General features: G+C 46.4%; 25 protein-coding genes and 1 pseudogene. 20 read left to right on the top strand and 6 right to left on the bottom strand.

The window, feature by feature from the left end; all coding sequences use genetic code 11:
- The first annotated feature begins 165 nt into the window (after positions 1 to 165).
- Positions 166 to 987 (top strand): alpha/beta fold hydrolase, encoded by an 822-nt coding sequence (locus tag ACVC9U_RS02755; protein ID WP_009329497.1) that lies wholly within the window; start codon positions 166 to 168, stop codon positions 985 to 987.
- 39 nt (positions 988 to 1026) lie between these two features.
- Here the strand turns inward: ACVC9U_RS02755 and ACVC9U_RS02750 are convergent, their stop codons facing one another.
- Entirely contained in the window at positions 1027 to 1281 is a 255-nt protein-coding gene (locus ACVC9U_RS02750) for a DUF1871 family protein (RefSeq protein ID WP_011201725.1), read from the bottom strand.
- Positions 1282 to 1360: 79 nt separating this feature from the next.
- The gene (locus tag ACVC9U_RS02745; protein ID WP_011198245.1) at positions 1361 to 1858 is read right to left on the bottom strand and encodes a hypothetical protein; all 498 of its coding nucleotides are present in this window, start codon (positions 1856 to 1858) and stop codon (positions 1361 to 1363) included.
- A gap of 106 nt (positions 1859 to 1964) precedes the next feature.
- Between ACVC9U_RS02745 and ACVC9U_RS02740 the strand changes: the two genes are divergently transcribed.
- Positions 1965 to 3128, top strand: a complete 1164-nt coding sequence (locus tag ACVC9U_RS02740) for a MalY/PatB family protein (protein WP_003184802.1) — start codon at positions 1965 to 1967, stop codon at positions 3126 to 3128.
- 26 nt (positions 3129 to 3154) lie between these two features.
- On the opposite strand, the gene ACVC9U_RS02735 is transcribed toward ACVC9U_RS02740, so the two are convergent.
- Positions 3155 to 3355: a hypothetical protein gene (locus tag ACVC9U_RS02735; RefSeq protein WP_003184804.1), complete on the bottom strand. Its 201-nt coding sequence runs from the start codon at positions 3353 to 3355 to the stop codon at positions 3155 to 3157.
- Positions 3356 to 3422: 67 nt separating this feature from the next.
- Between ACVC9U_RS02735 and kapB the strand changes: the two genes are divergently transcribed.
- Positions 3423 to 3812: a kinase-associated lipoprotein KapB gene (gene kapB, locus ACVC9U_RS02730; RefSeq protein WP_003184806.1), complete on the top strand. Its 390-nt coding sequence runs from the start codon at positions 3423 to 3425 to the stop codon at positions 3810 to 3812.
- Positions 3813 to 3839: 27 nt separating this feature from the next.
- Here the strand turns inward: kapB and kapD are convergent, their stop codons facing one another.
- Positions 3840 to 4457, bottom strand: a complete 618-nt coding sequence (kapD, locus tag ACVC9U_RS02725; protein ID WP_003184808.1) for a 3'-5' exonuclease KapD — start codon at positions 4455 to 4457, stop codon at positions 3840 to 3842.
- A 218-nt stretch (positions 4458 to 4675) separates the two neighbouring features.
- Here kapD and ACVC9U_RS02720 point away from each other — a divergent pair, with 218 nt between their 5' ends.
- The 3 genes from ACVC9U_RS02720 to ACVC9U_RS02710 all read left to right on the top strand — a co-directional run bounded on the left by ACVC9U_RS02720 (position 4676) and on the right by ACVC9U_RS02710 (position 8347).
- The gene (locus tag ACVC9U_RS02720) at positions 4676 to 5947 is read left to right on the top strand and encodes an MFS transporter (protein WP_003184810.1); all 1272 of its coding nucleotides are present in this window, start codon (positions 4676 to 4678) and stop codon (positions 5945 to 5947) included.
- Between the two features lie 133 nt (positions 5948 to 6080).
- Positions 6081 to 7916 (top strand): transglycosylase domain-containing protein, encoded by a 1836-nt coding sequence (locus tag ACVC9U_RS02715; protein ID WP_044051839.1) that lies wholly within the window; start codon positions 6081 to 6083, stop codon positions 7914 to 7916.
- Between the two features lie 17 nt (positions 7917 to 7933).
- Positions 7934 to 8347, top strand: coding sequence for a thiol-disulfide oxidoreductase DCC family protein (locus ACVC9U_RS02710; protein WP_009329501.1), 414 nt, complete (start codon positions 7934 to 7936; stop codon positions 8345 to 8347).
- Positions 8348 to 8397: 50 nt separating this feature from the next.
- Here ACVC9U_RS02710 and ACVC9U_RS02705 read toward each other — a convergent pair whose 3' ends face one another.
- Positions 8398 to 8955 (bottom strand): YufK family protein, encoded by a 558-nt coding sequence (locus ACVC9U_RS02705; protein WP_009329502.1) that lies wholly within the window; start codon positions 8953 to 8955, stop codon positions 8398 to 8400.
- Positions 8956 to 9141: 186 nt separating this feature from the next.
- Between ACVC9U_RS02705 and malK the strand changes: the two genes are divergently transcribed.
- The 7 genes and pseudogenes from malK to ACVC9U_RS02670 all read left to right on the top strand — a co-directional run bounded on the left by malK (position 9142) and on the right by ACVC9U_RS02670 (position 15471).
- Positions 9142 to 10743 carry a malate sensor histidine kinase MalK gene (gene malK / locus ACVC9U_RS02700; RefSeq protein ID WP_441390104.1) on the top strand — a complete coding sequence of 534 codons (1602 nt, stop codon included), beginning with the start codon at positions 9142 to 9144 and terminating at the stop codon, positions 10741 to 10743.
- Positions 10736 to 11443: a response regulator gene (locus tag ACVC9U_RS02695; RefSeq protein ID WP_003184821.1), complete on the top strand. Its 708-nt coding sequence runs from the start codon at positions 10736 to 10738 to the stop codon at positions 11441 to 11443. Before malK ends, ACVC9U_RS02695 begins: the two co-directional genes overlap by 8 nt.
- 84 nt (positions 11444 to 11527) lie before the next feature.
- Positions 11528 to 11768 (top strand): annotated as a pseudogene (locus ACVC9U_RS02690) (ABC transporter permease); the annotation flags it as partial.
- 230 nt (positions 11769 to 11998) lie between these two features.
- Positions 11999 to 12535, top strand: a complete 537-nt coding sequence (gene pssA, locus ACVC9U_RS02685; protein WP_011198249.1) for a CDP-diacylglycerol--serine O-phosphatidyltransferase — start codon at positions 11999 to 12001, stop codon at positions 12533 to 12535.
- Between the two features lie 6 nt (positions 12536 to 12541).
- Positions 12542 to 13024 (top strand): DedA family protein, encoded by a 483-nt coding sequence (locus ACVC9U_RS02680; RefSeq protein WP_016886500.1) that lies wholly within the window; start codon positions 12542 to 12544, stop codon positions 13022 to 13024.
- 42 nt (positions 13025 to 13066) lie between these two features.
- Positions 13067 to 13858: a phosphatidylserine decarboxylase gene (locus ACVC9U_RS02675; RefSeq protein WP_003184826.1), complete on the top strand. Its 792-nt coding sequence runs from the start codon at positions 13067 to 13069 to the stop codon at positions 13856 to 13858.
- A 272-nt stretch (positions 13859 to 14130) separates the two neighbouring features.
- Complete coding sequence (locus ACVC9U_RS02670; protein ID WP_441390103.1) at positions 14131 to 15471, top strand: 2-hydroxycarboxylate transporter family protein; 1341 nt, start codon at positions 14131 to 14133, stop codon at positions 15469 to 15471.
- Between the two features lie 59 nt (positions 15472 to 15530).
- Here ACVC9U_RS02670 and ACVC9U_RS02665 read toward each other — a convergent pair whose 3' ends face one another.
- Positions 15531 to 15764 carry a hypothetical protein gene (locus ACVC9U_RS02665; protein ID WP_041817304.1) on the bottom strand — a complete coding sequence of 78 codons (234 nt, stop codon included), beginning with the start codon at positions 15762 to 15764 and terminating at the stop codon, positions 15531 to 15533.
- Positions 15765 to 16008: 244 nt separating this feature from the next.
- Between ACVC9U_RS02665 and ACVC9U_RS02660 the strand changes: the two genes are divergently transcribed.
- From ACVC9U_RS02660 to mnhG, 7 genes are read left to right on the top strand one after another with little or no spacing between them, the layout of a single operon-like run.
- Positions 16009 to 18411, top strand: a complete 2403-nt coding sequence (locus ACVC9U_RS02660) for a Na+/H+ antiporter subunit A (protein ID WP_075751273.1) — start codon at positions 16009 to 16011, stop codon at positions 18409 to 18411.
- Complete coding sequence (locus ACVC9U_RS02655; protein ID WP_441390102.1) at positions 18408 to 18839, top strand: Na(+)/H(+) antiporter subunit B; 432 nt, start codon at positions 18408 to 18410, stop codon at positions 18837 to 18839. The genes ACVC9U_RS02660 and ACVC9U_RS02655 overlap by 4 nt, the downstream gene beginning before the upstream one ends.
- Positions 18839 to 19180: a Na(+)/H(+) antiporter subunit C gene (locus ACVC9U_RS02650; protein ID WP_043929148.1), complete on the top strand. Its 342-nt coding sequence runs from the start codon at positions 18839 to 18841 to the stop codon at positions 19178 to 19180. The genes ACVC9U_RS02655 and ACVC9U_RS02650 overlap by 1 nt, the downstream gene beginning before the upstream one ends.
- Positions 19173 to 20651 carry a Na+/H+ antiporter subunit D gene (locus ACVC9U_RS02645; RefSeq protein WP_075751274.1) on the top strand — a complete coding sequence of 493 codons (1479 nt, stop codon included), beginning with the start codon at positions 19173 to 19175 and terminating at the stop codon, positions 20649 to 20651. Before ACVC9U_RS02650 ends, ACVC9U_RS02645 begins: the two co-directional genes overlap by 8 nt.
- A gap of 5 nt (positions 20652 to 20656) precedes the next feature.
- Entirely contained in the window at positions 20657 to 21133 is a 477-nt protein-coding gene (locus tag ACVC9U_RS02640; RefSeq protein WP_075751275.1) for a Na+/H+ antiporter subunit E, read from the top strand.
- Positions 21133 to 21417 (top strand): Na(+)/H(+) antiporter subunit F1, encoded by a 285-nt coding sequence (locus tag ACVC9U_RS02635; RefSeq protein WP_075751276.1) that lies wholly within the window; start codon positions 21133 to 21135, stop codon positions 21415 to 21417. The genes ACVC9U_RS02640 and ACVC9U_RS02635 overlap by 1 nt, the downstream gene beginning before the upstream one ends.
- Complete coding sequence (mnhG, locus tag ACVC9U_RS02630; protein ID WP_075751277.1) at positions 21401 to 21775, top strand: monovalent cation/H(+) antiporter subunit G; 375 nt, start codon at positions 21401 to 21403, stop codon at positions 21773 to 21775. Before ACVC9U_RS02635 ends, mnhG begins: the two co-directional genes overlap by 17 nt.
- The last annotated feature ends 1 nt before the right edge of the window (position 21776 follow it).

The following is a 21776-nucleotide window of genomic DNA, read 5'->3' as shown; positions in this document are numbered from 1 at the left end:
ATATTATAGCACGTTTTTATACGAATGTAAGGCGGTAAAAAAAGCGAAATCGCAGCGTGAAAAAATTTTTTTCGGGAACGATAAATAACATACTCAGGACTTAGGCGACAACATGCAGCCAGATTGTTTGAACATGAAAGAAAAACATTCGGAGTGATTTGGATCATGCTGTTAACAAAACCTTCTATCGAGACCATTCAAGGGGTCAATATATATTATGAACATTACGAGAATCCAGGCAAGACATCGCTCGTTTTAATACACGGTTTTCTTTCTTCCTCGTTTTGCTACAGAAAAATCATTCCTCTTCTGAAGGATGAGTTTAATTTAGTCGCCGTTGACCTGCCTCCCTTCGGCCAATCAGAAAAATCCAGCACCTTTGTGTATACCTATCAAAACATGGCCAGGGTGGTCATCGAACTGATCGAAAGGCTGAAGATTAAAGACGCCGTGCTTGTCGGTCATTCGATGGGCGGCCAGATTTCACTTTATGCGATAAAGGAAAGGCCTGAACTGTTCAAAAAAGTCGTCCTGCTGTGCAGCTCAGGCTATTTAAAGCGTTCGCCCCGCTCGCTTATTTTCGGGAGCCATATTCCTTATTTTTATTTGTACATCAAGCGCTGGCTGTCAAAACAGGGCGTCCTGAAAAACCTCATGAATGTTGTCTACGACAGCTCCCTGATCGATCAGGAAATGATCAACGGCTACCTGAAACCGTTTCTCGATGATCAAATTTTCAGGGCGCTCGCACGTCTTATCAGACACCGGGAAGGCGATTTATCACCGGATGATTTGAAGAAAATCGAGACGCCTTCCCTCTTGATCTGGGGCGAAGAGGACCGCGTCGTCCCGGTACAGATCGGAAAAAGGCTTCATCAGGATCTGCCCAATTCCATTTTCTACTCCCTGCAAGAAACCGGACACCTCGTCCCTGAAGAAAATCCGGATTATGTATCAGACAAGATTGCCAATTTCATTTTGACATGAACATAAAAAAACCGCCGGTTGGCGGTTTTTAAATTCTGTTCAGCACGAACTGCTGTCTTTGATCACAAGGAGCCGTTCAGCCAGCCGTTTGCATTCCGACAGAGGCAGCGTCTGATCAAACGATACTTCAAAAACGGTCTGGATCGCTTCGCCCAGCCGCTCTGCATCGTCTTCCGTATAGACGGCCTGAACGATTTCGGCCGCTTCCGTTTCATAAAAATCGGGTCCGGCTTGAAACGGATCCCATTCCTTTATGATGTGTATGATTTGTGCTGCTGCCTGACTTTCTTTCATCATGATCACCGCTTCATATTAATGTTTCAAAGGCTATTGTATCACAACATGCCGGCTTGTCGATAAGGAAAGCCGCAGGCTAACGGCCGGCTTTTCCCCGCTTCTCCCTCCAGGCGATCAGCAGCAGCCCGATGCCGTTGACGAGAATCAATCCAAAGACGGTATTTCCGAGGGGCGCCCAGCCGTTTTCCCCCGTCAGCATCACTGACAGCACGACCTTTCCGATCAGCGTCACATTCAATACCGCAAGCCCCCACCCTAAGGAGCGCTTCCAAAATGCCGTGCCAATCAACACGAGAAAACCCATCATGAAAGCGAGCGTGACCACGGCTGAAAGCGGGTTGGACAAAAGCATTAGCTCGTAATCCAAAACGGCCTGCATCTCCGGATTGATCCGCTCGGGGACGGGAAACCAAACCATGCTGCTCGTCATCAGCAAAAAAGTAATGATGACACCTTTCCAAGACCGCCTATAACAAAAGTACGCGAGCGCCACCAGAAAGAGCGGGCGTATATACCAGCTCATTGGGTTGAGATGACGCTGAAAAGCCCACTCAAGGATGCTGCTCCATTCCACCAGCTGCCACTCCCTTTATTTTATAAAAGCTTTCATGGTTAAAACATTGCAATCTATCCTTTTCACAGTTAATGTATAACATATGAAAAAGACATGAGGTGAGATCATGGATTTTAATACAGAGCATAACAGACGCGGGACCCAGTCTGTAAAGTGGGACTTAACACAGGAATTATTCGGCGTAAATGACGCGCTTCCAATGTGGGTGGCTGATATGGATTTTCGTGCCCCTCAGCCTGTTATTGACGCCCTTCAGCAGCGCCTGGAGCACGGGGTTTTCGGCTATACATCTGCAAACGCGGGCACGAAGGAAGCTGTCACCGATTGGCTCAGCCGCCGGCACGGATGGAATACTGAACCGGCGTTTATCACCTTCAGCCCGGGCATTGTAACAGCGCTCGCCCAAGCGGTTCAGGCGTACACAGAGCCTGGCGAGCGGGTGGTCGTACAGCCGCCTGTATATACGCCGTTCTTTGATATAGTTGAAAAAAACGGGCGGGTTGTTTTACATAATCCATTAATCGAAAAAGACGGCCGCTATGAAATGGATTTTTCCGACCTTGAAAAAAAGCTTGTGGAACCGGATGTCAAGCTGTTCATTCTTTGCAATCCGCATAACCCTTCCGGCCGTTCATGGTCGAAAGAGGAACTGACAACGCTTGGCGAACTCTGCCTTAAACACGGTGTCACAGTTGTTTCCGACGAAATCCACTCGGACCTGATGCTGAACGGACTGAACCATACGCCGTTCGCCTCTTTATCTCCGGAATTCGCGGATATATCCATCACATGCATTGCACCGAGCAAAACGTTTAACTTGGCCGGGTTGCAGGCCTCAGCCATCATCATACCCGACAAAGCGAAGAGAACCGCCTTTGCAAAGGTCATGCAGCGTCAGGGACTGCATTCTTTAAATACATTTGCGATTGCAGCCATCGAGGCGGCCTATTCAAAAGGCGAACCATGGCTCGATCAGCTTATCCCATACATTGAACGAAATATGGAAGAAGTCCGCCGCTTTTTGGCAGAGGAGCTGCCCGAGGTCCGCATGATGGAGCCTGACGCCTCTTACTTGGCATGGCTTGACTGCCGAAAGCTCGGATTGTCGGATCAGGACATCAAACGGCTTCTCCTTCATAAAGGAAAGCTGATTCTTGAGCCGGGACCGAAGTACGGACCGGGCGGAGAAGGATTCGTCAGAATGAATGTCGGATGTTCGCTCTCTGTTGTAAAAGACGGACTCCGACGTCTGAAGACCGCTTTTTCGTAAGCGTTCCGGCTGAAAGCCGGGCGCTTCTAAGAGCGTTTATGGATGGTTTCATTCAATTCTCTTTCCAGCTTTTCCGCTTTTTCAGCTTCTTTTTTGGAATGCTTGATAATCAGCCGGAATACAGCGATCGCGATGATAAAGAAAACGGCCAGCGTAATAAAAGAAGGGATATATTCTCTTTTGTCTTCAGGAAAATAGAGCATAAACTGAATCAGAAACGGCGCCATTTTTCTTCCTCCCTGAAATGATTTTTTTACCATTTATTTATTATGATACCATTAGGAGGCAGATGCAGTGAACAACCAATTTCAAGTCGGAGATCGCGTAAAGGGCTTTTATAAAACAGGCGTCTACATCGGCGAAATTACGGATGTTAAACCGATGCACTACCTGGTCAAAATCCTCGCCGTGCTGACCCATCCGAAGCAGGGCGACCTTCATCATCCCAATCGGGCAGACGTCCCTTTTTTTCATGAACGAAAAGCGCTCGCTTACGGTGAACAGACGAATATCCCGCACCGCATGGTGAAGCCGTTCGATGAAGCTGTACCGGATTATGCGGATTCGCTCCGCTCAGCTTTGAGCCGCTTAAAAACGGATCTGCAAAACGATTCGTCCGAATACGCGGCAAAATCGCTTGAGCTTATTCATGGGCTTGAAAAAGAATATTTCCTGCACAAATAACCCAATCTGTTTGTCAGATTGGGTTTTTTATGTGGCGTGCGGAAAGACTTTTGAGAGGTCAACCCGTTCGCCGATCGTCGTCGGCTTCGGATTTTCCAAATACTTCTTATCCCGTTCTACGAGCCGAAACAACTTATACGTTGTCATCGCGTCGTCAAGCGCTTTATGCTGTTTTCCCGTTCCTGAATCGCCGTACTCTTCCGCTGCCTTCCACAAATTCGTCAATGTTTTGTCGCCGAAAAATTCCTTGTACTCCATGGAAAGGTCCCTCATCTCTCCTTTAAACGGAAACGGAACATGGTTGAACATGCAATTTTGCTTCAGCACTTTCATATCCATGTTTCCCCATGTAATGATGACGCTGTTTCGGTCAGGATCAAGCTCCCGCAGCTTTTCAATCAGCGCGTTAAACGTGATGCCTTGGTCAACCTGTTCCTGCGTGATGCTGAGAAAATTTTTGCAGCGCCTCGTTAATTTAGGGAACTTCTTCGGCTTAATATAGCTTGAAAACGTCTCAACCACCTCATCATGAACCGCCTTTACAATCCCTGCTTCTATGATTTCCGGGAAAAAATTTTGCGGGTGATACTTTCCCTCAGGCATTGTAAATTCAAAATCAATAATCAGTAAGGTGCTCGCTTCCAACTTTCACACCTGCCTTTCTATCTCAATATAAAAAACTTATGGTGGTAACGCAGCGGATTGAAATTATCCAAGCCTATAGTCTTCTGAATGTTTTCCAAAGTACGCTCATATTTCTCTTATTATATCATTATATTTCTATATTTAAGGTTTTATTTTCTGAAAATGTTGAAAATTCCTTCAAATGCCCATTTTTCGTCATTCTATAGAGCATCAATTCCATGCAGCTTTCGCATTTCATTTATAATGAAAGGGAATTCAAATTTTTTAAGAAGGTGATTCGCATCTCTGTTTATAAGAAAAACCTTGTGATCATGTGGTTTGCGAATTTTTTCGTGGCCGCAAGCTCCACAATGGTTCTGCCGTTTCTTTCCCTCTATATTGAGACGCTTGGCAGCTATTCGGACGGATTTACGGCAAAATGGAGCGGATACGTTTTCGGCGTCACATTTTTGATGGCCTTTTTAGTTTCTCCTTTTTGGGGAAGGTTCGGCGATAAACACGGCTATAAAAAAATCCTCTTGATCACGGGTACCGGAATCGGCACTTCCATTCTTCTCATGTCCCTTGTCTCGTCCGTATACGAGCTGTTTTTTTTGAGAATGGCGATGGGGCTCGTAACCGGGTTCATTCCCACTTCCCTTGCCATGATTTCGGCTCAGACGCCGAAAAAAACGGCTGGCAAAGTGCTCGGCACGCTGCAGATGGGCACGGTCTCGGGAGGATTATTCGGCCCCTTGCTCGGCGGTCTGCTCGCCGATCGCGTCGGTTTTACATATACGTTTTTCATTACGTCATTTGCGATTTACAGCGCGGTTTTCCTCGTGTTTGCCGGAGTGCGCGAACGGCCCCTGAAGCAGAAGCGCGATGCTTCCGCCGGGTACACGAGAAAGCAGGTTCTGCAGACGATTCTGCATCAGCGTCCGCTGATCACGGCGATGATCCTCACCGCTGTGATTCAAGTGGGAAACTTCAGTGTTCAGCCGCTGCTCGCTTTATACGTCAGCGAACTGCACGGAACTCAGAATCTCGCATTTTTTTCAGGGCTGGCTTTTTCTGCAACCGGCCTTGGAAGCCTGCTCGCTGCGAGAAAATGGGGCGCTTTGGGCGACCGGTTCGGCCACGGAAAAATATTGATGATTCTCGCGCTGGCTGCCGCGGTTTGCGTTATCCCGCAAGGACTTACATCTCAGTATGAAACGCTTGTGTTCTTCCGCTTTCTGTTCGGAATCGCACTTGGCGGGATGATTCCCTGCATCACCGCTTTAATCCGGGTTGAATCACCGGGGCCTATACAAGGAGAAGTGCTTGGCTATAATGTAAGTTTCAGATTTTTAGGCAATGTCATCGGCCCGGTGCTCGGCGGCATTCTTTCCAGCTTTTTCGGTATTTCTTCCGCCTTTTACGCAACTGCCGTCCTCTTTTTCGGCGGAGCATGCCTTCTGATGTTCCAAAGGTCCCAGCAAAAAAAATCAGAGGCGAAAGCAAGCTGAAATCGGATAAAAAAACTGCCAATCTATCAAATTATCCTTCTCGATATCCAAAAAGAATGGTACGATATGGCTAGAATTTAGCGAAAAGAGAGTGACAAAGTTGCGTTCATTTTTTGGATGGATTTTTCTGTTGATGTTAATACCTATATTTGTCTTTACCTTAATGGCCTCCGGCCGGGAAGCTCAGAATATGAAGCCTCTCGATCAGGTGCTCGATGAGAAGATCAATATAAAGGATATCGGCCTTGTACAAAACAGCTACATGTATGACAGGGACGGCGCTCTGATTTCCGAAATCGTTTCAGATCACCAAAACCGGGTATTCGTCCCCTATAAAGATATCCCTGAACATGTGAAGCAGCTGTTTCTGACTTCGGAGGACCGTCATTTCTTTCAGCATAAAGGCTTTGATTTTATCGGGATGGCCCGGGCCGCCGCAGCCAATGTCAAAAAAGGCGGCATTGATCAGGGGGCCAGCACGATTACACAGCAGCTTTCGAGAAACTTGTATTTGAACCATGAACGAACCTTCGACCGCAAGTTCACTGAGCTCCTGTATTCCTACCAGCTGGAAAAAAAGCTTTCAAAAGAAGAAATTTTTGAGAAATACTTAAACACCATCTATTTTAATCACGGGGTCTACGGAATTGGATCCGCGTCTTCTTTCTATTTCAGCAAGCCTTTGAAATCTCTCAGCCTTGCCGAAACGGCGTTTATTTGCGCGATCCCTAATAACCCTACATTATATGATCCTTTGAAACATTTTGACTACACAAAAACCCGCCAAAAGCGGCTGCTTGAAGGGCTGAAAAAAGCGGGCGTGATCACCGAAAAAGAATACAGCAAAGCCGTTAAGCAAAAAATTACGCTTAACGTGAAAGAAAAGAAAGACGACTATCCCGACTATACGACCTATGTCAACGAGGAATTCACCAAATTGGTGTCCGCTACGGAAGGGTTTGACGAACGGCTGAAAAAGGCAAAAACAAAAGAAGAAAAGAAAAAAATCGAAAAAGAGCTGTCAAACCGAATCAGCTCCCTCACGACAAGCGGAATCAAAATTTATACGGCGCTCGATACCAGCATGCAAAACCGTGTCGTCCAGCAAGTGAAGAACCGCCTCCCTTATGAAGGCGTACAAGGCGGAGCAGTGGTGATCAACCACCAAACCCATCAAATCGTCGCCATGTCCGGCGGGAAAAACTATAAAAAGTACGATTATAACCTGGCATTCCAAGCATACAGGCAGCCGGGGTCATCAATTAAGCCGCTCCTTGACTACGGGCCGTACATTGAAGAAACGGGTGCGACGGCAGGCAGCATGATTGACGCAAGCAAATTTTGCAGCAAGGAATACTGTCCGAACAACTTCAACGAAAGAACATACGGAACCGTGTCGATCAAGACAGCCTTTAAATATTCGTATAATACACCAGCCGTACGTATGCTGAACCGGGTCGGCGTGCAAAAAGGATTCAGCTATTTAAAACCGTTCGGATTCGATAAAATCGTTCAAAACGACTACCGTCTTCCTGCTGCGCTGGGCGGATTTACATGGGGCTTCTCACCGCTGGAGATGGCTGATGCCTATACGACCTTCGGCAATAACGGAAGCTACACATCCAGCCATGCAATCACAAAGGTGACGGATTTAAAAGGAAAAACGCTATACAAATGGAAAGACAAGCCGCAGCAAGTATTCAGCATGCGGACAAACAGCCAAATGCGCGAACTCTTAGCAGCGGTTGTCAAAGAAGGAACCGGAAAAAAAGCGAATTTCAGCGGCGGATATGTAGGAGGAAAAACCGGAACATCCAACGGGTACAGAGACCTTTGGTTTGTCGGATTGACGGATACATACACAATGAGTGTATGGGTCGGAAAAGAGGCAAAAGGCACTGTCGAGTACCTGCATCACGCGGGACCTCAACTTTTAATCTGGAGAGGAACGCTGCAATACGCATCTTAAATTAAAAAAAGGGGTGGATGAAAGTGGCGGATATGCCCGATCGAATCGTTCTGTTTGACGGCGTGTGCAACTTTTGCGACGGAGCCGTGCAATTCATTATCAAACATGATCCTGAAGGCTTATTTTCATTCGCTTCCCTGCAATCTGACGCCGGAGGGAATCTGCTCAAGCAATATCACCTCCCTTCCGATCATTTTGACAGCTTTATTTTGATCGAAAACGGCCGGGTATATCAAAAGTCAACGGCCGCCTTGCACGTGGTGAAAAGCCTCCCGGGCCTTTGGCGGGCCGCTTCCGCCCTCTTGATCATTCCCCGGCCGCTTCGGGACGCCGTCTACAGTGTCATTGCGAAAAACCGCTACAAATGGTTCGGGCAAAAAAGCGAGTGCACCGTTCCCGGTCCTGAGATCAGAAAACGATTTTTATCATAAAAAAACCGGAGCCGCCGGACAAACGTCCGCGCTCCGGTTTTTTGCATGGCTCAAACGGGCAGGCTCGCCATGACGCTGTTATAAAGCTTGATGATGATATACACCGTCCCGATCATAAACGTAAACCAAAACAGCAGCTCAAACATAATAAAACCGATTAATGACATGAATGAAAGCGTGCTGTGGATCGTATAAACGATAAAAATAAAATATACGAGAGTTGCGAGTAAAAAAAGCGCTGCAATTCCCGCGGCATATTGGACAAAAATAAAAGATAAAAGGCTTGCTCCTAGATACACGGCAGAACCGATCCTGATTTTTCTCAGATTCGCTCCTTCAGGATCTTTGGCGAAAAATAAAAGGGCAAGCTCTGTCACTGTATTGGCAATCAGCTTCAAAGCGGAAAATACCATGAAAAAAATCAGCGTAAACACAGCAAACAAAGCCATCCGGATGCCGCTCTCAGAGAAAAATTCGAGCATCCCTTTGTAGATGCCGAGAGAAGACAGCATCTGCATGGCATAGATAACGGAAGAAATCGCAAGAGATGAACTGAAAAGAAGAATTGCGATAAAAGGAAAAAAGCCTGTTACATACGTATTTTTCATAAAAAAAAGTCCCTTTCTGATATGTTCCTCATTCATTATGTACGACTTATGACCTGTTGACAAGAATATTTTCCATATTTTTAATTTCTGCTAATGCGGCAGAAAGGTGCAGGATTCTTCACAAATTCGCCATTTACTTGTAAAGTATTATGTGTTGACTAATCAATAGATCGCGAGGAATCGCCGTTGAAAAAAACATTAAAACTGCAGACACGGTTAACGATATTTGTCTGCGTCGTCGTTTTAATTTCTTTATTGATCGCGTTTTTTATGGTCGGCTCTGAGACCGCAAGGAACATTCGGGAGCAGGAGCAGCAGATTGCCCTGCAGACGGCGGAGATGGTCGCCGAGGCTCCGATTACGGCACAATCGCTGGAAAGCGGCGAATACGAAGAGCTCCGGAAATACACCGCCCGCGTTCAAAAAATCACCCAGACTGAATTCGTCGTTGTCATGGATATGAACAGCATCCGCAAAACCCACCCCGATCCGAATAGAATCGGAAAGAAATTTGCCGGCGGGGACGAAAAAGAAGTGCTGAAGGGCCGACGCCACATTAGTACGGCAAAAGGCACGCTCGGTGAATCACTGAGGGCTTTCGTTCCCATCTATAATAAAACGGGCACCCAGGTCGGAGCGGTAGCGGTCGGGATCACCCTTAACGAGATTGAGCAGATCACCCAGCAAAATCTCCGCCCTCTATATACGGTCATCGTCCTCAGCATCGTCGCCGGAATCATCGGAGCTGTCATCGTGGCGAGGAAAGTGAAAACGATTATGTTCGGCATGGAACCATATGAAATTGCAACGCTTTTGAACGAACGAAGCGCAATGCTTGAGTCGACAAAAGAAGGGATTCTCGCCGTTGATCGAACAGGAAAAATCAAGCTCGCCAATGCGGAAGCGAAGCGCCTGTTTCAAAAAATGGGGATCGAAGAGAATCCGATCGACCGGGATGTACTCGACATCTTGCCAAACAGCCGACTGAAACAAGTGATCGAAACACAGAAGCCCGTTCAGGACCGCGATGTCAGAATCAATGGCCTTGAACTTGTCTTTAATGAAGTTCCGATTCACTTAAAAAAGGGAAACATCGTCGGAGCGATTGCGACATTCCGCGACAAAACCGAAGTGAAGCACTTAGCTGAGCAGCTGTCCGGTGTTAAAATGTACGCAAACGCGCTCAGGGCGCAGTCGCACGAGTTTATGAACAAGCTCCACGTCATTCTCGGTCTTGTTCAATTAAAGAACTACGACGAGCTTGGAAACTATATAAAAGACATTGCGATCTATCAGCAGTCTGAAGCGAGCGGAATTATCAACCATATCAAAAACTCGGTACTCGCCGGCTTTTTGCTCGGCAAACAGAGCTATATTCGGGAACAGGGGGCCTCGTTGGAGGTTCATTGCAGCACGAGGATTCCGGATACAGCCAACACAGCGGTGATTCACGATTTGATCACCGTTATCGGGAACCTTCTCAACAATGCCCTTGATGCCGTTTCCGCAACTGAGAAGAAAAATATTTCGATTTCATTCCGCCATCATGACGGACAGCTTGATATTGAAGTCACGGATACGGGAGTCGGCATATCCAAGGAGGAACAGCAGAAAATGTTTGACCAAGGCTTTTCAACAAAGGGCCCCAATCGGGGGTTCGGTCTTTATTTCGTCGAACAAAGCCTTGAAAATTTAAATGGACATATCGTCGTGACGAGCGAAAAGAATGAAGGAACGACATTCAGTCTCCGCATTCCGTATGAACCAAAGGAGGATGACCATGATTGATGTATTAATTGTTGAAGATGACCCGATGGTAAGAGAGCTGAATAAACGTTACCTCAGCCAAGTAGAGGGATTTCAGCTGAAGGGAATTGCCGCTTCTTTTCAAGAGGCTCTCACCTTCCTTCGGGAAGAGCATATCGATCTGATCCTGCTCGACATTTATATGCCTGGCAGGAACGGCGTCGAGCTGCTCACTGAGATCAGACGCCAAAATCAAGCTGTCGACGTGATTGTCATCTCAGCGGCCAGTGAAATGGATGTTGTTCAAAAAACGCTGCGCTTCGGGGCCGTCGATTACTTAATCAAGCCGTTCGAATTTGAGCGGTTTCAAAGCGCGCTCACTGATTACAAACGGAAGCAGCAGCTCTATGCAAGCAACCGGAATATCAGCCAAAAAGAGCTGGATTTTGAACTTTTTCAAAAAAAACGCGCGCCCGAAAAGGTACATTTGCCAAAAGGGCTGACCAAAAGCACGCTGAAGCTCATTTGGTCAAGCATCAGATCGTTTGACAGCTTGACGTTCACAACGGAAGATTTGGCCAATCACACGGAAATCTCTCAAGTTTCAATCCGCAAATACTTAAAGTTTCTGGAGGAAATCGAAGTTCTCAACGTAGAAATGGCCTACGGGACGATCGGCAGGCCGGTTTTCCAATATAAATTAAATACAAATGACTTGAATGTGATTAACCAATATCTATAACATGTCCCCGCCCGCTGCTCTCTAAAGACAGCGGGCGTTTTTTTTTGTAACGGCCACATTTGACTCGCCATCATTGCCGGATAAGGATTTATCGCGCTCGCCGCGCTTGTGTTCGGTAAATGGCAGCCGATCGGAGCCCTGTTCTTCAGCTTCGCTCAAAGCTTAAGCATCATCGGGTTCACGCTTCCCTTCTTCAAAAGAAATACCAAACGTCTATATGCTGATTGCGCCTTACGTATTGACGATTCTAGCGCTGGCCGGATTTAGCGGCAGAGCCGAAGCGCCAAAGGCAAACGGTATCCCTTATATTAAAGGAAAACGATAACCGAACGATAGAATAAGAGAGCGGCCTGCTCTCTTATTCTTTTTTTGTTACCTTAACAAAAGATAAAATTTTTTGACGCCGCCATTGTCTTTACCACTTTTATGGTATGATGAAAAAGTCTGGTTATCAATCATTACAGGAATTTTATTGCAGACAGGAAGCAAATCGTATACAATTTAATATTGTTTAATTTCTATATAAAACGTTTTTATTTAAAGGATGCGAAAACATTGAATAAATCAGTCATACCTTCTTTAATTACGGTTGGAAACTTTGTTTCGGGCATCTCTTCAATACTGCTTGCATTCAGAGGGTATTTATTCTTAGCCATTATATTTGTTCTGATCGGCGCTATCTTGGACAGCCTTGACGGCATGGCCGCGCGCAGATTAAATGCCGTCAGCCCGTTTGGAAAAGAATTAGATTCTTTGTCTGATATTATCACTTTCGGAGTCGCCCCGGCCATCATCACCTATTCAATCGTTTTTTATGATGCTCCGATCTTAGGCCTTCCTTCGACATTGTTATTCCCTGTTTGCGGAGCGCTTCGGCTGGCGCGATTTAATATTCAATCAGAGAACCAGGATTATTTTACAGGCCTTCCGATCACCGCAGCCGGAACAATTCTGGTATGCTTAAACCTTTTCTCAGAAATCCTGGGCAAAAAGCCGTTCATTTTGATCATGCTGTTCCTGTCCTTTCTCATGGTCAGCAAAATCAAAGTCATCAGCCTGAAGGGGAAAAAACTATTGAAGAAAGTGAGCTAGTTTTTAATGGAGTTGGCAAAAGAATTGATTTCCCAATACGGGTATTTCGCGATATTCGGGATGCTTGTCCTCGGAATTGTAGGCCTGCCGATACCCGATGAAGTCATGATGACATTTGTCGGGTATCTGTCTTCTATTCATATATTAAACTATGAGCTGTGCCTTTTGATCAGTTTTTCAGGTGCGATATCAGGGATGCTCATCAGTTATTTTCTAGGGAAGAAAATCGGTAAACCGCTGCTCGATAAGTTCGGGAAATGGATCGGTCTGACGCCGAAAAGACTGGACACCGTGCACCGCTGGTTTGAAAAATACGGCCCGTGGACGATTCTTTTCGGCTATTTTGTCCCCGGAATCCGCCATGTGACATGCTATCTGTCCGGCATGAACGAGATGGACATGAAAAGGTTCCTGATTTATGCCGGATCAGGAGCTTTTATTTGGTGTCTTGTTTTTATTACGATCGGATACACAATCGGCGTGATTTAAATACCGCTTGCATCCCGGATGATCAGTAAAGGAGTGAACAGCTTGAAAAAGCGGCTTTACCGGTTTTTGATTGAGTTGACGAATAAAAAGGGCGTGTCCCGGATGCTGAAAAAGTTTGCTCAGTCAAAGCTAAGCAAACCTCTCATCCCCTCCTATATCAAAACCTTTCATATTAATACAGAAGAGATGCTGGAAGATGTCCGCTCTTTTAACAGCCTGCACGAGCTGTTCATCAGAAAATTAAAGAGCGGTGCACGCCCCCTTCCCGCTGATCCAAACAGCCTGGTCAGCCCTGTGGACGGCGTCATCGAAGAAATGGGCACCATCACGCGCGACAAGCAATTTACCGTCAAACAAAAACTCTATTCTGTAGAAGAAATGATCGGACGATCCGAGATCGTGAACCGCTATGTCGGCGGAACCTATATCATTATCTATTTAAGTCCGAGAGACTACCACAGAATTCACAGCCCGGCTTACGGCACACTTGAAACGCAGTATTCGCTGGGAAGCACGTCTTACCCTGTGAATAAAATCGGTTTGACATACGGGAAATCGCCGCTGACAAAAAACTACCGGATGATTTCCGAATTTAAGCATCAATATGGGTCCGCCCTGCTTGTGAAGGTCGGAGCGATGTATATTAACTCGATCGTGATGCTCCAGGAGTCAAAAGAATGGCGCCGAGGCGACGAAATCGCATATTTCTCTTTCGGCTCGACCGTTATTCTGCTGTTTGAAAAGGATACCTTTATTCCTGATGAACGCCTTCACCCCTCTCTTCAAGTCAAAATGGGAGAGGTGTTAGGATCTCTTGCCAAAAGAACATCATAATGCACCGCCCCCGAAATGCGCTTCGGGGGTTTTTTAATTGCTGCTTAAAAAAGCTTTTCTCCATGGACAGGAAATCCCCTTTTTCCGCCTGGATATGGATCCCTAATAAACCAAAAGACCTATAAAACGATCAAAATCAAGGAGATTCCTTCTCTTTTCCCGCCCTTTTTCGTTTTAATTTAATTATCAATCGATTATTTTAATTTAAAAAACGCACAGAATTGACACTTTTCTTCTACAATTGAACACATACAAACATGGGGGTGTTTTTTATGGAAGCAGCAAAAGATTTGAAACCGATTACAATTCACGGTCATAAAGAAAATAAAAATATTTTCCATAAGCTGATCAACTGGAAAATCGGCGTGATTCCGTTTCCGCTATATATTGCGCTTGCGCTGATTGTTTTTCTGGCAGCTTACTTTAATGAATTGCCGAATGACATGCTCGGCGGTTTCGCGGTCATTATGATTCTCGGCATTTTTCTCGGGGATGTCGGACAGCGCATTCCGATTTTAAAAGATATCGGCGGACCTGCCATTCTATCGCTGTTTGTTCCTTCGTTCTTAGTCTTTTTCAAAGTGCTTAACCCTGCATCTATGGAAGCGGTTACAACTTTGATGAAAACGTCAAATTTCTTGTATTTCTACATCGCATGTTTAGTCGCGGGAAGTATTTTAGGAATGCATCGCACGGTTCTGATTCAAGGTTTTATGAGAATGTTCGTTCCGTTGTTGGCCGGGACGATCGCAGCGGTTGCCGCCGGTATTCTCGTCGGTCTGTTATTTGGCTACAGCCCTTATGAAGCTTTCTTCTTTATTATTGTACCGATTATTGCCGGAGGCATCGGCGAAGGCATCCTGCCGCTGTCACTCGCCTACTCGCAAATTTTGGGACAGTCCACCGATGTATTTGTTTCACAGCTCATTCCGGCCGCTATTATCGGAAACGTCGTTGCCATCATCTCAGCCGGACTGATGAAAAAGCTTGGGGAAAAGCGTCCTGAACTGAACGGTAACGGCAGACTCGTTAAATCGAAAAAAGACGATGAAATTTTCAACCAAAAAGAAGAGGAGCCGAAAATCGACTTGAAATTAATGGGTGCCGGCGTTTTAATCGCATGTTCCTTCTTCATTTTCGGCGGTTTGGTCTCCAAGTTCATCGCGATTCCGGGAGCGATCCTGATGATCATCGCAGCGGCTGCCGTAAAATATGCAAAGCTTCTGCCTGCAAGCATGGAAAAAGGCGCTCACCAGCTTTACAAGTTCATGTCATCAAGCTTCACTTGGCCGCTGATGGTCGGGCTCGGCATTCTTTATATCCCTCTTGATGATGTGGCGTCTGTTATTTCCCTGCGCTTCATCGCCGTCTGCGCTTCAGTCGTCATTGCCATGGTGACATCAGGCTACTTTGTCGGAAAATTAATGAACATGTACCCTGTTGAATCAGCGATCGTCACAGGCTGTCACAGCGGTCTCGGCGGCACGGGGGACGTGGCCATTCTTTCGGCTTCAGGCCGGATGGGTCTGATGCCGTTTGCGCAAATCTCAACGCGTCTCGGCGGGGCAGCAACCGTCATTATGGCGACCGTTTTACTAAGGTTCTTCACGTAAGGGCCGCATAAAAAAACAAAAAGGAGTCTGATCTATACGATCGGATTCCTTTTTTGTTTTCAGCGTTTCTCAACTCTGATATATTCTCTCGGTTTAAAGGGAGCTCTTTCTTTTCCCGTTAAGGACTGATCTTCCGCTCCCGTCTGGAGCGGCGTGTAATCCCCGCGGAATTGAGGGCCTTCGTCCGTTCCTATCCCCGGAGTCTGTTCACGCGTCATTTCCCTGTTGATCATAAACGCTCCCGCAAAAAGCGAACAAAATAAACTTAAGCTGACAAAAGCTTTCCTTCTCATCTTTCATCACCTCAAATTCATCTTGTTCAAAAAAACTTTCCATTATACAAATGCCGCATTTTTTGTTAAAATTGTTTTCAGGTTCATAAGACCGCATAAACCGCGGTTACCATGAGATCATGCAGCCGATTAAAATTTGAGTTATAATTTGTCTAGGTCACCAGTTCTAAAAAAGTACATAACGTTTGAAAATTTTAGTATGGAACAGAATGTATTTATACATGCTACTTTAAGGGAGGTTAATATGACGGCTTTACATATTGCAATTTTATCGCCTTTTGCACTCGCCTTTTTGATTCCGCTATTGGCGAAAAACGTCAGAAAGATTCATACAGGCTGGTTTGTCCTGGTTCTTCCTGTTCTATTATTTATTTATTTTTTCCGCATGATCAACATGACGGCGGATGGCGGAACATTAAAGGCTGTACTGGAATGGATTCCGTCTTTTGGCATTAACTTTACCGCATACGTTGACGGACTCGGATTGCTATTCGCCCTTCTGATTACAGGGATAGGGTCTTTGGTTGTCCTTTACAGCATCTATTATCTATCTAAAGAAAGAGAGCAGCTCGGACCGTTTTATGTTTATCTGCTCATGTTCATGGGGGCAATGCTCGGCGTTGTTCTCGTTGATAACGTCATTGTACTTTATTTATTTTGGGAATTGACCAGCATATCGTCTTTTTTGCTCATCGGCTATTGGTACAAGCGGGAAAAATCAAGATACGGCGCGACGAAATCGATGCTTATCACCATTTTCGGCGGTCTTTCCATGCTTGGAGGCTTCATTCTTCTTTACACGATTACGGGTTCATTCTCGATCAGAGAAATGATCAACCAAGTTGATTTAATTTCGGGTCACGGCTTTTTCATTCCGGCTCTCGTGCTGGTGTTAATCGGAGCCTTCACTAAATCTGCGCAGTTCCCTTTTTACATCTGGCTTCCGGACGCGATGGAAGCACCAACGCCTGTAAGTGCTTACCTGCACTCCGCCACGATGGTAAAAGCGGGAATTTATATCGTTGCAAGATTCACCCCTGTGTTCGCTTTTTCCGGGGAATGGTTTTGGATCGTGTCCCTCACGGGGATTGTCACACTTTTCTGGGGTTCATTCAACGCCGTCAAGCAGACTGATCTGAAATCGATACTTGCCTTTTCTACGGTCAGCCAGCTCGGAATGATCATGTCGATGCTCGGCGTCGGAGCCGCGGCTCTGCACTATCAAAATTTTGAATACTATATGGTTGCAGTAATCGCCGCCGTTTTTCACCTGATCAACCATGCGACATTCAAAGGCAGCCTGTTCATGGCGGTCGGAATCATCGATCATGAAACGGGAACGAGGGATATCCGCAAGCTCGGCGGACTGATGACGATCATGCCGATTACGTTTACGATTACGCTGATCGGCGCATTTTCAATGGCTGGTCTGCCGCCGTTCAACGGCTTTTTGAGCAAGGAAATGTTTTTCACAAGCATGCTCAGGATTACGAACTTTAACTTGTATAACGCCGACACATGGAGTTTTCTGCTTCCTGTTCTGGCTTGGATCGGAAGCGTGTTTACGTTCATTTACTGCATGGTTCTGCTGTTTAAAACGTTCGGGGGGAAATATCAGCCCGAAAAACTTGAAAAACAAGCGCATGAGGCTCCACTCGGTATGCTGATTTCGCCGATTGTCCTCGTCTCTCTCGTGGTGATTTTTTTCTTTTTCCCGAACATTCTGTCATACAGCATCATTGAACCTGCTGCATCGTCGATTATGCCGACTCTTTTGGACGGAGACGAAAAATTCAAGGTTCATATTTACATGTGGCACGGCTTTTCACCTGAACTCTACATGACAATCGGCGTCGTTGCTCTCGGAGTTCTCGCCTATTTGACCTTGTCAAAATGGCGGAAGGTCTACGGCCTCTTCCCGGAAAAACTGACGCTCAACAAACTGTACGACAGCTCGCTGTCTGGGCTTGAAAAAGGCTCCAACAAGATTACAAGAACATATATGACCGGGTTTCTTCGCGATTATCTCGTCTATGTTTTTGTCTTCTTTATCGTGATCATCGGCGGATCGCTCGCTGTTACCGGAGGTTTTTCTTACGATGTGAAAGGCAATGCTTCAATCGGCATCTATGAGCTTGTGCTTTCAGCCGTCATGATTGCCGCAACATTTACCACCGTTTTCGCAAGATCAAGACTGACGGCGATTATCGGGCTCGGCGTCATCGGCTACACGCTCGCGCTGTTCTTCGTCATTTTCAGAGCGCCGGATCTCGCGCTGACACAGCTGATCATTGAAACGATTTCAGTCGCATTGTTCCTGCTTTGCTTCTATCATTTGCCGAAGCTCAGATTCAAGCCGAAGTCGGCTAAGTTCAGGGTCACAAATGCGCTTGTCTCGGTCGGGGTCGGAACTGTTGTGACGCTGCTCGCACTTTCTGCAAACAGCCAGCGCTCCCTTGAAAGCATCGCATCGTATTTTATTGAAAACAGCTATAAACTCGCAGGCGGCCACAATATCGTCAACGTGATATTGGTCGACTTCAGGGGATTTGATACATTGTTTGAAATTACCGTACTTGTCATAGCCGCTTTAGGAATATACGGCATGATCAGGCTCAGAATGGGGAAAGGAGGGGAAGAGCATTGAAAAAGGTTCAGACGAATGATGTGATCCTGCAAACCGTTACAAAGATTGCATCCTTTATCATTCTGCTCTTTTCTTTCCATCTGTTTTTTGCCGGCCATAATAACCCGGGCGGCGGTTTTATCGGCGGATTGATGACGGCGTCTTCGCTCGTCCTTCTGCTGCTTGCCTATGATTTAAAAACGGTGCAGAACATTTTGCCCGTCAACTTTATCTATGTGGCGGCCGTCGGCTTATTCATTTCCGTTTCCACCGGAATCGGCTCATTTTTATTCGGCGCTCAGTTTCTTTCCCACGCGTTTGATTACTTTAACCTTCCGCTCTTGGGGAAAACGGAGCTTGCCACCGCGGTATTGTTTGATATCGGGGTTTATCTCGTAGTGGTCGGCGTGACCATGACCATTATTCAGACGATTGGGGAGAGAAAATAATGGAGATTTTAATGTCTTTTATTGTAGGAATTTTGTTTATGGCGGCGACATATCTCTTGCTTTCAAAAAGCCTTCTGAGGGTGATTATCGGAACTGCCGTTCTCAGCCATGGCGTCCACCTGCTTTTGCTGACAATGGGAGGGTTAAAAAAAGGAGCGCCCCCCATTTTAAATGAAGAGTCGTCATCCTATGTCGACCCTCTCCCTCAGGCGTTGATTTTAACGGCGATCGTCATTGCTTTCGGGGTCACCTCGTTTCTCCTGGTCATGGCTTTCCGCGCCTACCAAGAGCTGAAAATGGATGATATGGATCAAATGAGGGGAAATGATCAACATGAATAATCTTGTAATTCTGCCAATACTGATTCCTTTAATGGCCGCAGTTCTGCTCATCTTTATGAACAAGTCGATCGTGCTGATGCGTGCATTCAGCGCCATATCTTCCATTGCGGCGATCGCTGCGGCCGCTGTTCTTGTGCAGACCGTCTATACGGACGGAATCCAGACCTTGTATCTCGGCGGGTGGAAGCCGCCGTTCGGAATCAGCCTTGTCGCTGATCAATTCGCCAGCCTTCTGGCGTTAACGACAGCCATTATCGGATTTCTGACGATTCTTTATTCGTTTCGCTCCATCGGTGAAAAACGCGAGCGTTTCTTTTATTATCCCGCGGTCCAGTTCCTGCTTGCCGGAGTTAGCGGCGCTTTCTTGACCGGGGACTTGTTTAACCTGTTCGTATTTTTTGAGGTTCTCCTGATGGCTTCGTATGTGCTGATCGTCATTGGCGGCACGAAGATCCAGCTGCGGGAATCTCTGAAGTACATCGTCTTTAACATTATCTCTTCCGCCCTATTTGTCATCGGAGTCGCTTATTTATATGCGGTGACGGGCACATTAAACATGGCGGACTTGAGCGTTCGGATCAGTGAATCGGGCCAAACCGGACTGATCACGGTCATCGCTGTTTTATTTTTGATCGTCTTCGGTTTAAAAGGCGGCATTTTCCCGCTGTATTTCTGGATGCCTGGTTCTTATTATGCGCCGCCTGCCGCTGTGTCCGCACTGTTTGGCGCACTTCTGACCAAAGTCGGCCTGTACGCGATCACAAGGGTGTTTACATTAATTTTCACCCAAGACGCGGCTTTTACTCATCAATTAATGGTCTGGCTTGCGGCCCTTACGATCATCTTCGGTGTCATCGGCTCGATCGCCTACTGGGATGTTCAAAAAATCATTATCTACAATATTGTGACGGCGGTCGGTGTGATCTTGTTCGGTATCGCCGCCAATACGCCGGCTTCGATCGAAGGATCTGTCTACTATCTGATTCATGACATGATCATTAAAGGAGCGCTGTTTATGCTTGGCGGAGCGCTTTTTGCCCTGACAGGAACAAACAACCTGAAAAAAATGAGCGGCCTGATCAAAAACCATCCGGTGCTCGGCTGGATGTTTATGATTTCAGCCGTTTCATTGGCAGGGGTTCCTCCTTTCAGCGGATTCATCGGCAAGCTGAAAATTGCAGAGGGCGGCTTTCTAAGCGGTGAATTCGTGATTACGCTGCTGATGCTTTTATCCAGTCTGCTCGTCTTGTATTCCGTCATGAAAATATTTATCAACGGCTTCTGGGGGGATGAACAGGAAGATGCTCCGGCCAAAAGACCGCTAAAAGGCTATATGTATCCGGCAGCGGTACTGCTCTTTCTGTCGCTTGCCATCGGACTCGGAACCGAGCTTATCGCGCCGTATTTCCATCAGGCGGCTGATACACTCGTCAACCCCGAAAAATATATTGAAGCCGTTTTGAAGGAGTAGATCGCATGGCATTACAAATATTGTTGAATTTTATTCTTGCGTTGTGCTGGATGTTTCTGAACAATGACTACACCGCTGCCGGGTTTGTCGTCGGTTATGTGATCGGATTATTCTCGCTCTTTCTGATGAGGCGTTTTTTCCGCCGCCGCTTTTACTTGATTAACATTTGGGCGATCATCAAACTGCTGTTTATTTTTATTAAAGAGCTCGTTCTCGCAAACGTCAGCGTATTAAAGACGATCTTATCCCCAAGGTTAAAAAATAAGCCCGGCATATTCGCCTTCAAGACAGACCTTAAAGCAGACTGGGAAATCACGACATTGGCGAACCTGATTACGCTGACACCGGGCACATTGGTCGTCGATATCTCCGATGACCGTTCGATTCTTTATATTCATGCGGTCGATATCGATGATGCCGAGAAAGCCATCAATGATATCCGCATTTCGTTTGAAGAGGCGATTAAGGAGGTAAGCCGCTGATGTTTGAATTAATTTTGCAATTGTCACTCGGCATTTTGGCGGTCTCCACTTTTCTGTATGTCCTGAGGGTCATTAAAGGGCCGAGCATCCCGGACAGAGTGGTGGCGCTTGATGCGATCGGCATCAACCTGATCGGAATTACGGCTCTCGTGTCCATCCTGTTAAATACGACAGCATATTTGGAAGTCATCCTCTTGATCGGTATTCTGGCCTTTATCGGCACCGTCGCATTTTCTAAATTCCTTGAGAAAGGAGAGATTATCGAAAATGATCGAAGCCGCTAAATTGCTTATCGCCGTCTTGGTCCTTCTTGGCGCACTGATATCGTTAGCCGCTTCCTTTGGAACGCTGCGGCTGCCTGACGTATACTCAAGAATCCACGCCGCTTCTAAAGGAGCGACATTGGGGATCATCAGCGTGCTGCTCGGCGTATTCTTTTACTTCTGGTTTCTGCACGGCTTCATTACGGCCAAAGTGCTGCTCGGTATCGTCTTTGTATTTCTGACGTCTCCTGTAGGCGCCCACCTGATCGCAAGGGCCGCCTATAATACAGGCGTTAAAATGGAAAAGAAAAGCGTACAGGACGATTATGAAGGCTACAGAAATTTTCTGATTAAAAAGAAGGAAGATTCCTATTTATAAA

Source organism: Bacillus sp. GM2 (assembly GCF_056155945.1).
Note: the sequence above shows the minus strand (reverse complement) of the source record. Positions and strands in the feature narration are given on the sequence as shown.

What these genes read in the sequence shown, in the direction of transcription:
- ACVC9U_RS02715 (WP_044051839.1), top strand. Translation starts at nt 6,081, where the DNA reads ATGTTAATACCTATATTTGTCTTTACCTTAATGGCCTCCGGCCGGGAA.
- ACVC9U_RS02695 (WP_003184821.1), top strand. Translation starts at nt 10,736, where the DNA reads ATGATTGATGTATTAATTGTTGAAGATGACCCGATGGTAAGAGAGCTG.
- ACVC9U_RS02710 (WP_009329501.1), top strand. Translation starts at nt 7,934, where the DNA reads ATGAAAGTGGCGGATATGCCCGATCGAATCGTTCTGTTTGACGGCGTG.
- ACVC9U_RS02635 (WP_075751276.1), top strand. Translation starts at nt 21,133, where the DNA reads ATGTTTGAATTAATTTTGCAATTGTCACTCGGCATTTTGGCGGTCTCC.
- ACVC9U_RS02680 (WP_016886500.1), top strand. Translation starts at nt 12,542, where the DNA reads ATGGAGTTGGCAAAAGAATTGATTTCCCAATACGGGTATTTCGCGATA.
- ACVC9U_RS02670 (WP_441390103.1), top strand. Translation starts at nt 14,131, where the DNA reads ATGGAAGCAGCAAAAGATTTGAAACCGATTACAATTCACGGTCATAAA.
- ACVC9U_RS02640 (WP_075751275.1), top strand. Translation starts at nt 20,657, where the DNA reads ATGGCATTACAAATATTGTTGAATTTTATTCTTGCGTTGTGCTGGATG.
- ACVC9U_RS02735 (WP_003184804.1), bottom strand. Translation starts at nt 3,355, where the DNA reads ATGGCGCCGTTTCTGATTCAGTTTATGCTCTATTTTCCTGAAGACAAA.
- ACVC9U_RS02650 (WP_043929148.1), top strand. Translation starts at nt 18,839, where the DNA reads ATGGAGATTTTAATGTCTTTTATTGTAGGAATTTTGTTTATGGCGGCG.
- ACVC9U_RS02665 (WP_041817304.1), bottom strand. Translation starts at nt 15,764, where the DNA reads ATGAGAAGGAAAGCTTTTGTCAGCTTAAGTTTATTTTGTTCGCTTTTT.
- ACVC9U_RS02750 (WP_011201725.1), bottom strand. Translation starts at nt 1,281, where the DNA reads ATGAAAGAAAGTCAGGCAGCAGCACAAATCATACACATCATAAAGGAA.
- ACVC9U_RS02660 (WP_075751273.1), top strand. Translation starts at nt 16,009, where the DNA reads ATGACGGCTTTACATATTGCAATTTTATCGCCTTTTGCACTCGCCTTT.
- ACVC9U_RS02755 (WP_009329497.1), top strand. Translation starts at nt 166, where the DNA reads ATGCTGTTAACAAAACCTTCTATCGAGACCATTCAAGGGGTCAATATA.
- ACVC9U_RS02740 (WP_003184802.1), top strand. Translation starts at nt 1,965, where the DNA reads ATGGATTTTAATACAGAGCATAACAGACGCGGGACCCAGTCTGTAAAG.
- ACVC9U_RS02705 (WP_009329502.1), bottom strand. Translation starts at nt 8,955, where the DNA reads ATGAAAAATACGTATGTAACAGGCTTTTTTCCTTTTATCGCAATTCTT.
- mnhG (WP_075751277.1), top strand. Translation starts at nt 21,401, where the DNA reads ATGATCGAAGCCGCTAAATTGCTTATCGCCGTCTTGGTCCTTCTTGGC.
- ACVC9U_RS02720 (WP_003184810.1), top strand. Translation starts at nt 4,676, where the DNA reads ATGCAGCTTTCGCATTTCATTTATAATGAAAGGGAATTCAAATTTTTT.
- ACVC9U_RS02645 (WP_075751274.1), top strand. Translation starts at nt 19,173, where the DNA reads ATGAATAATCTTGTAATTCTGCCAATACTGATTCCTTTAATGGCCGCA.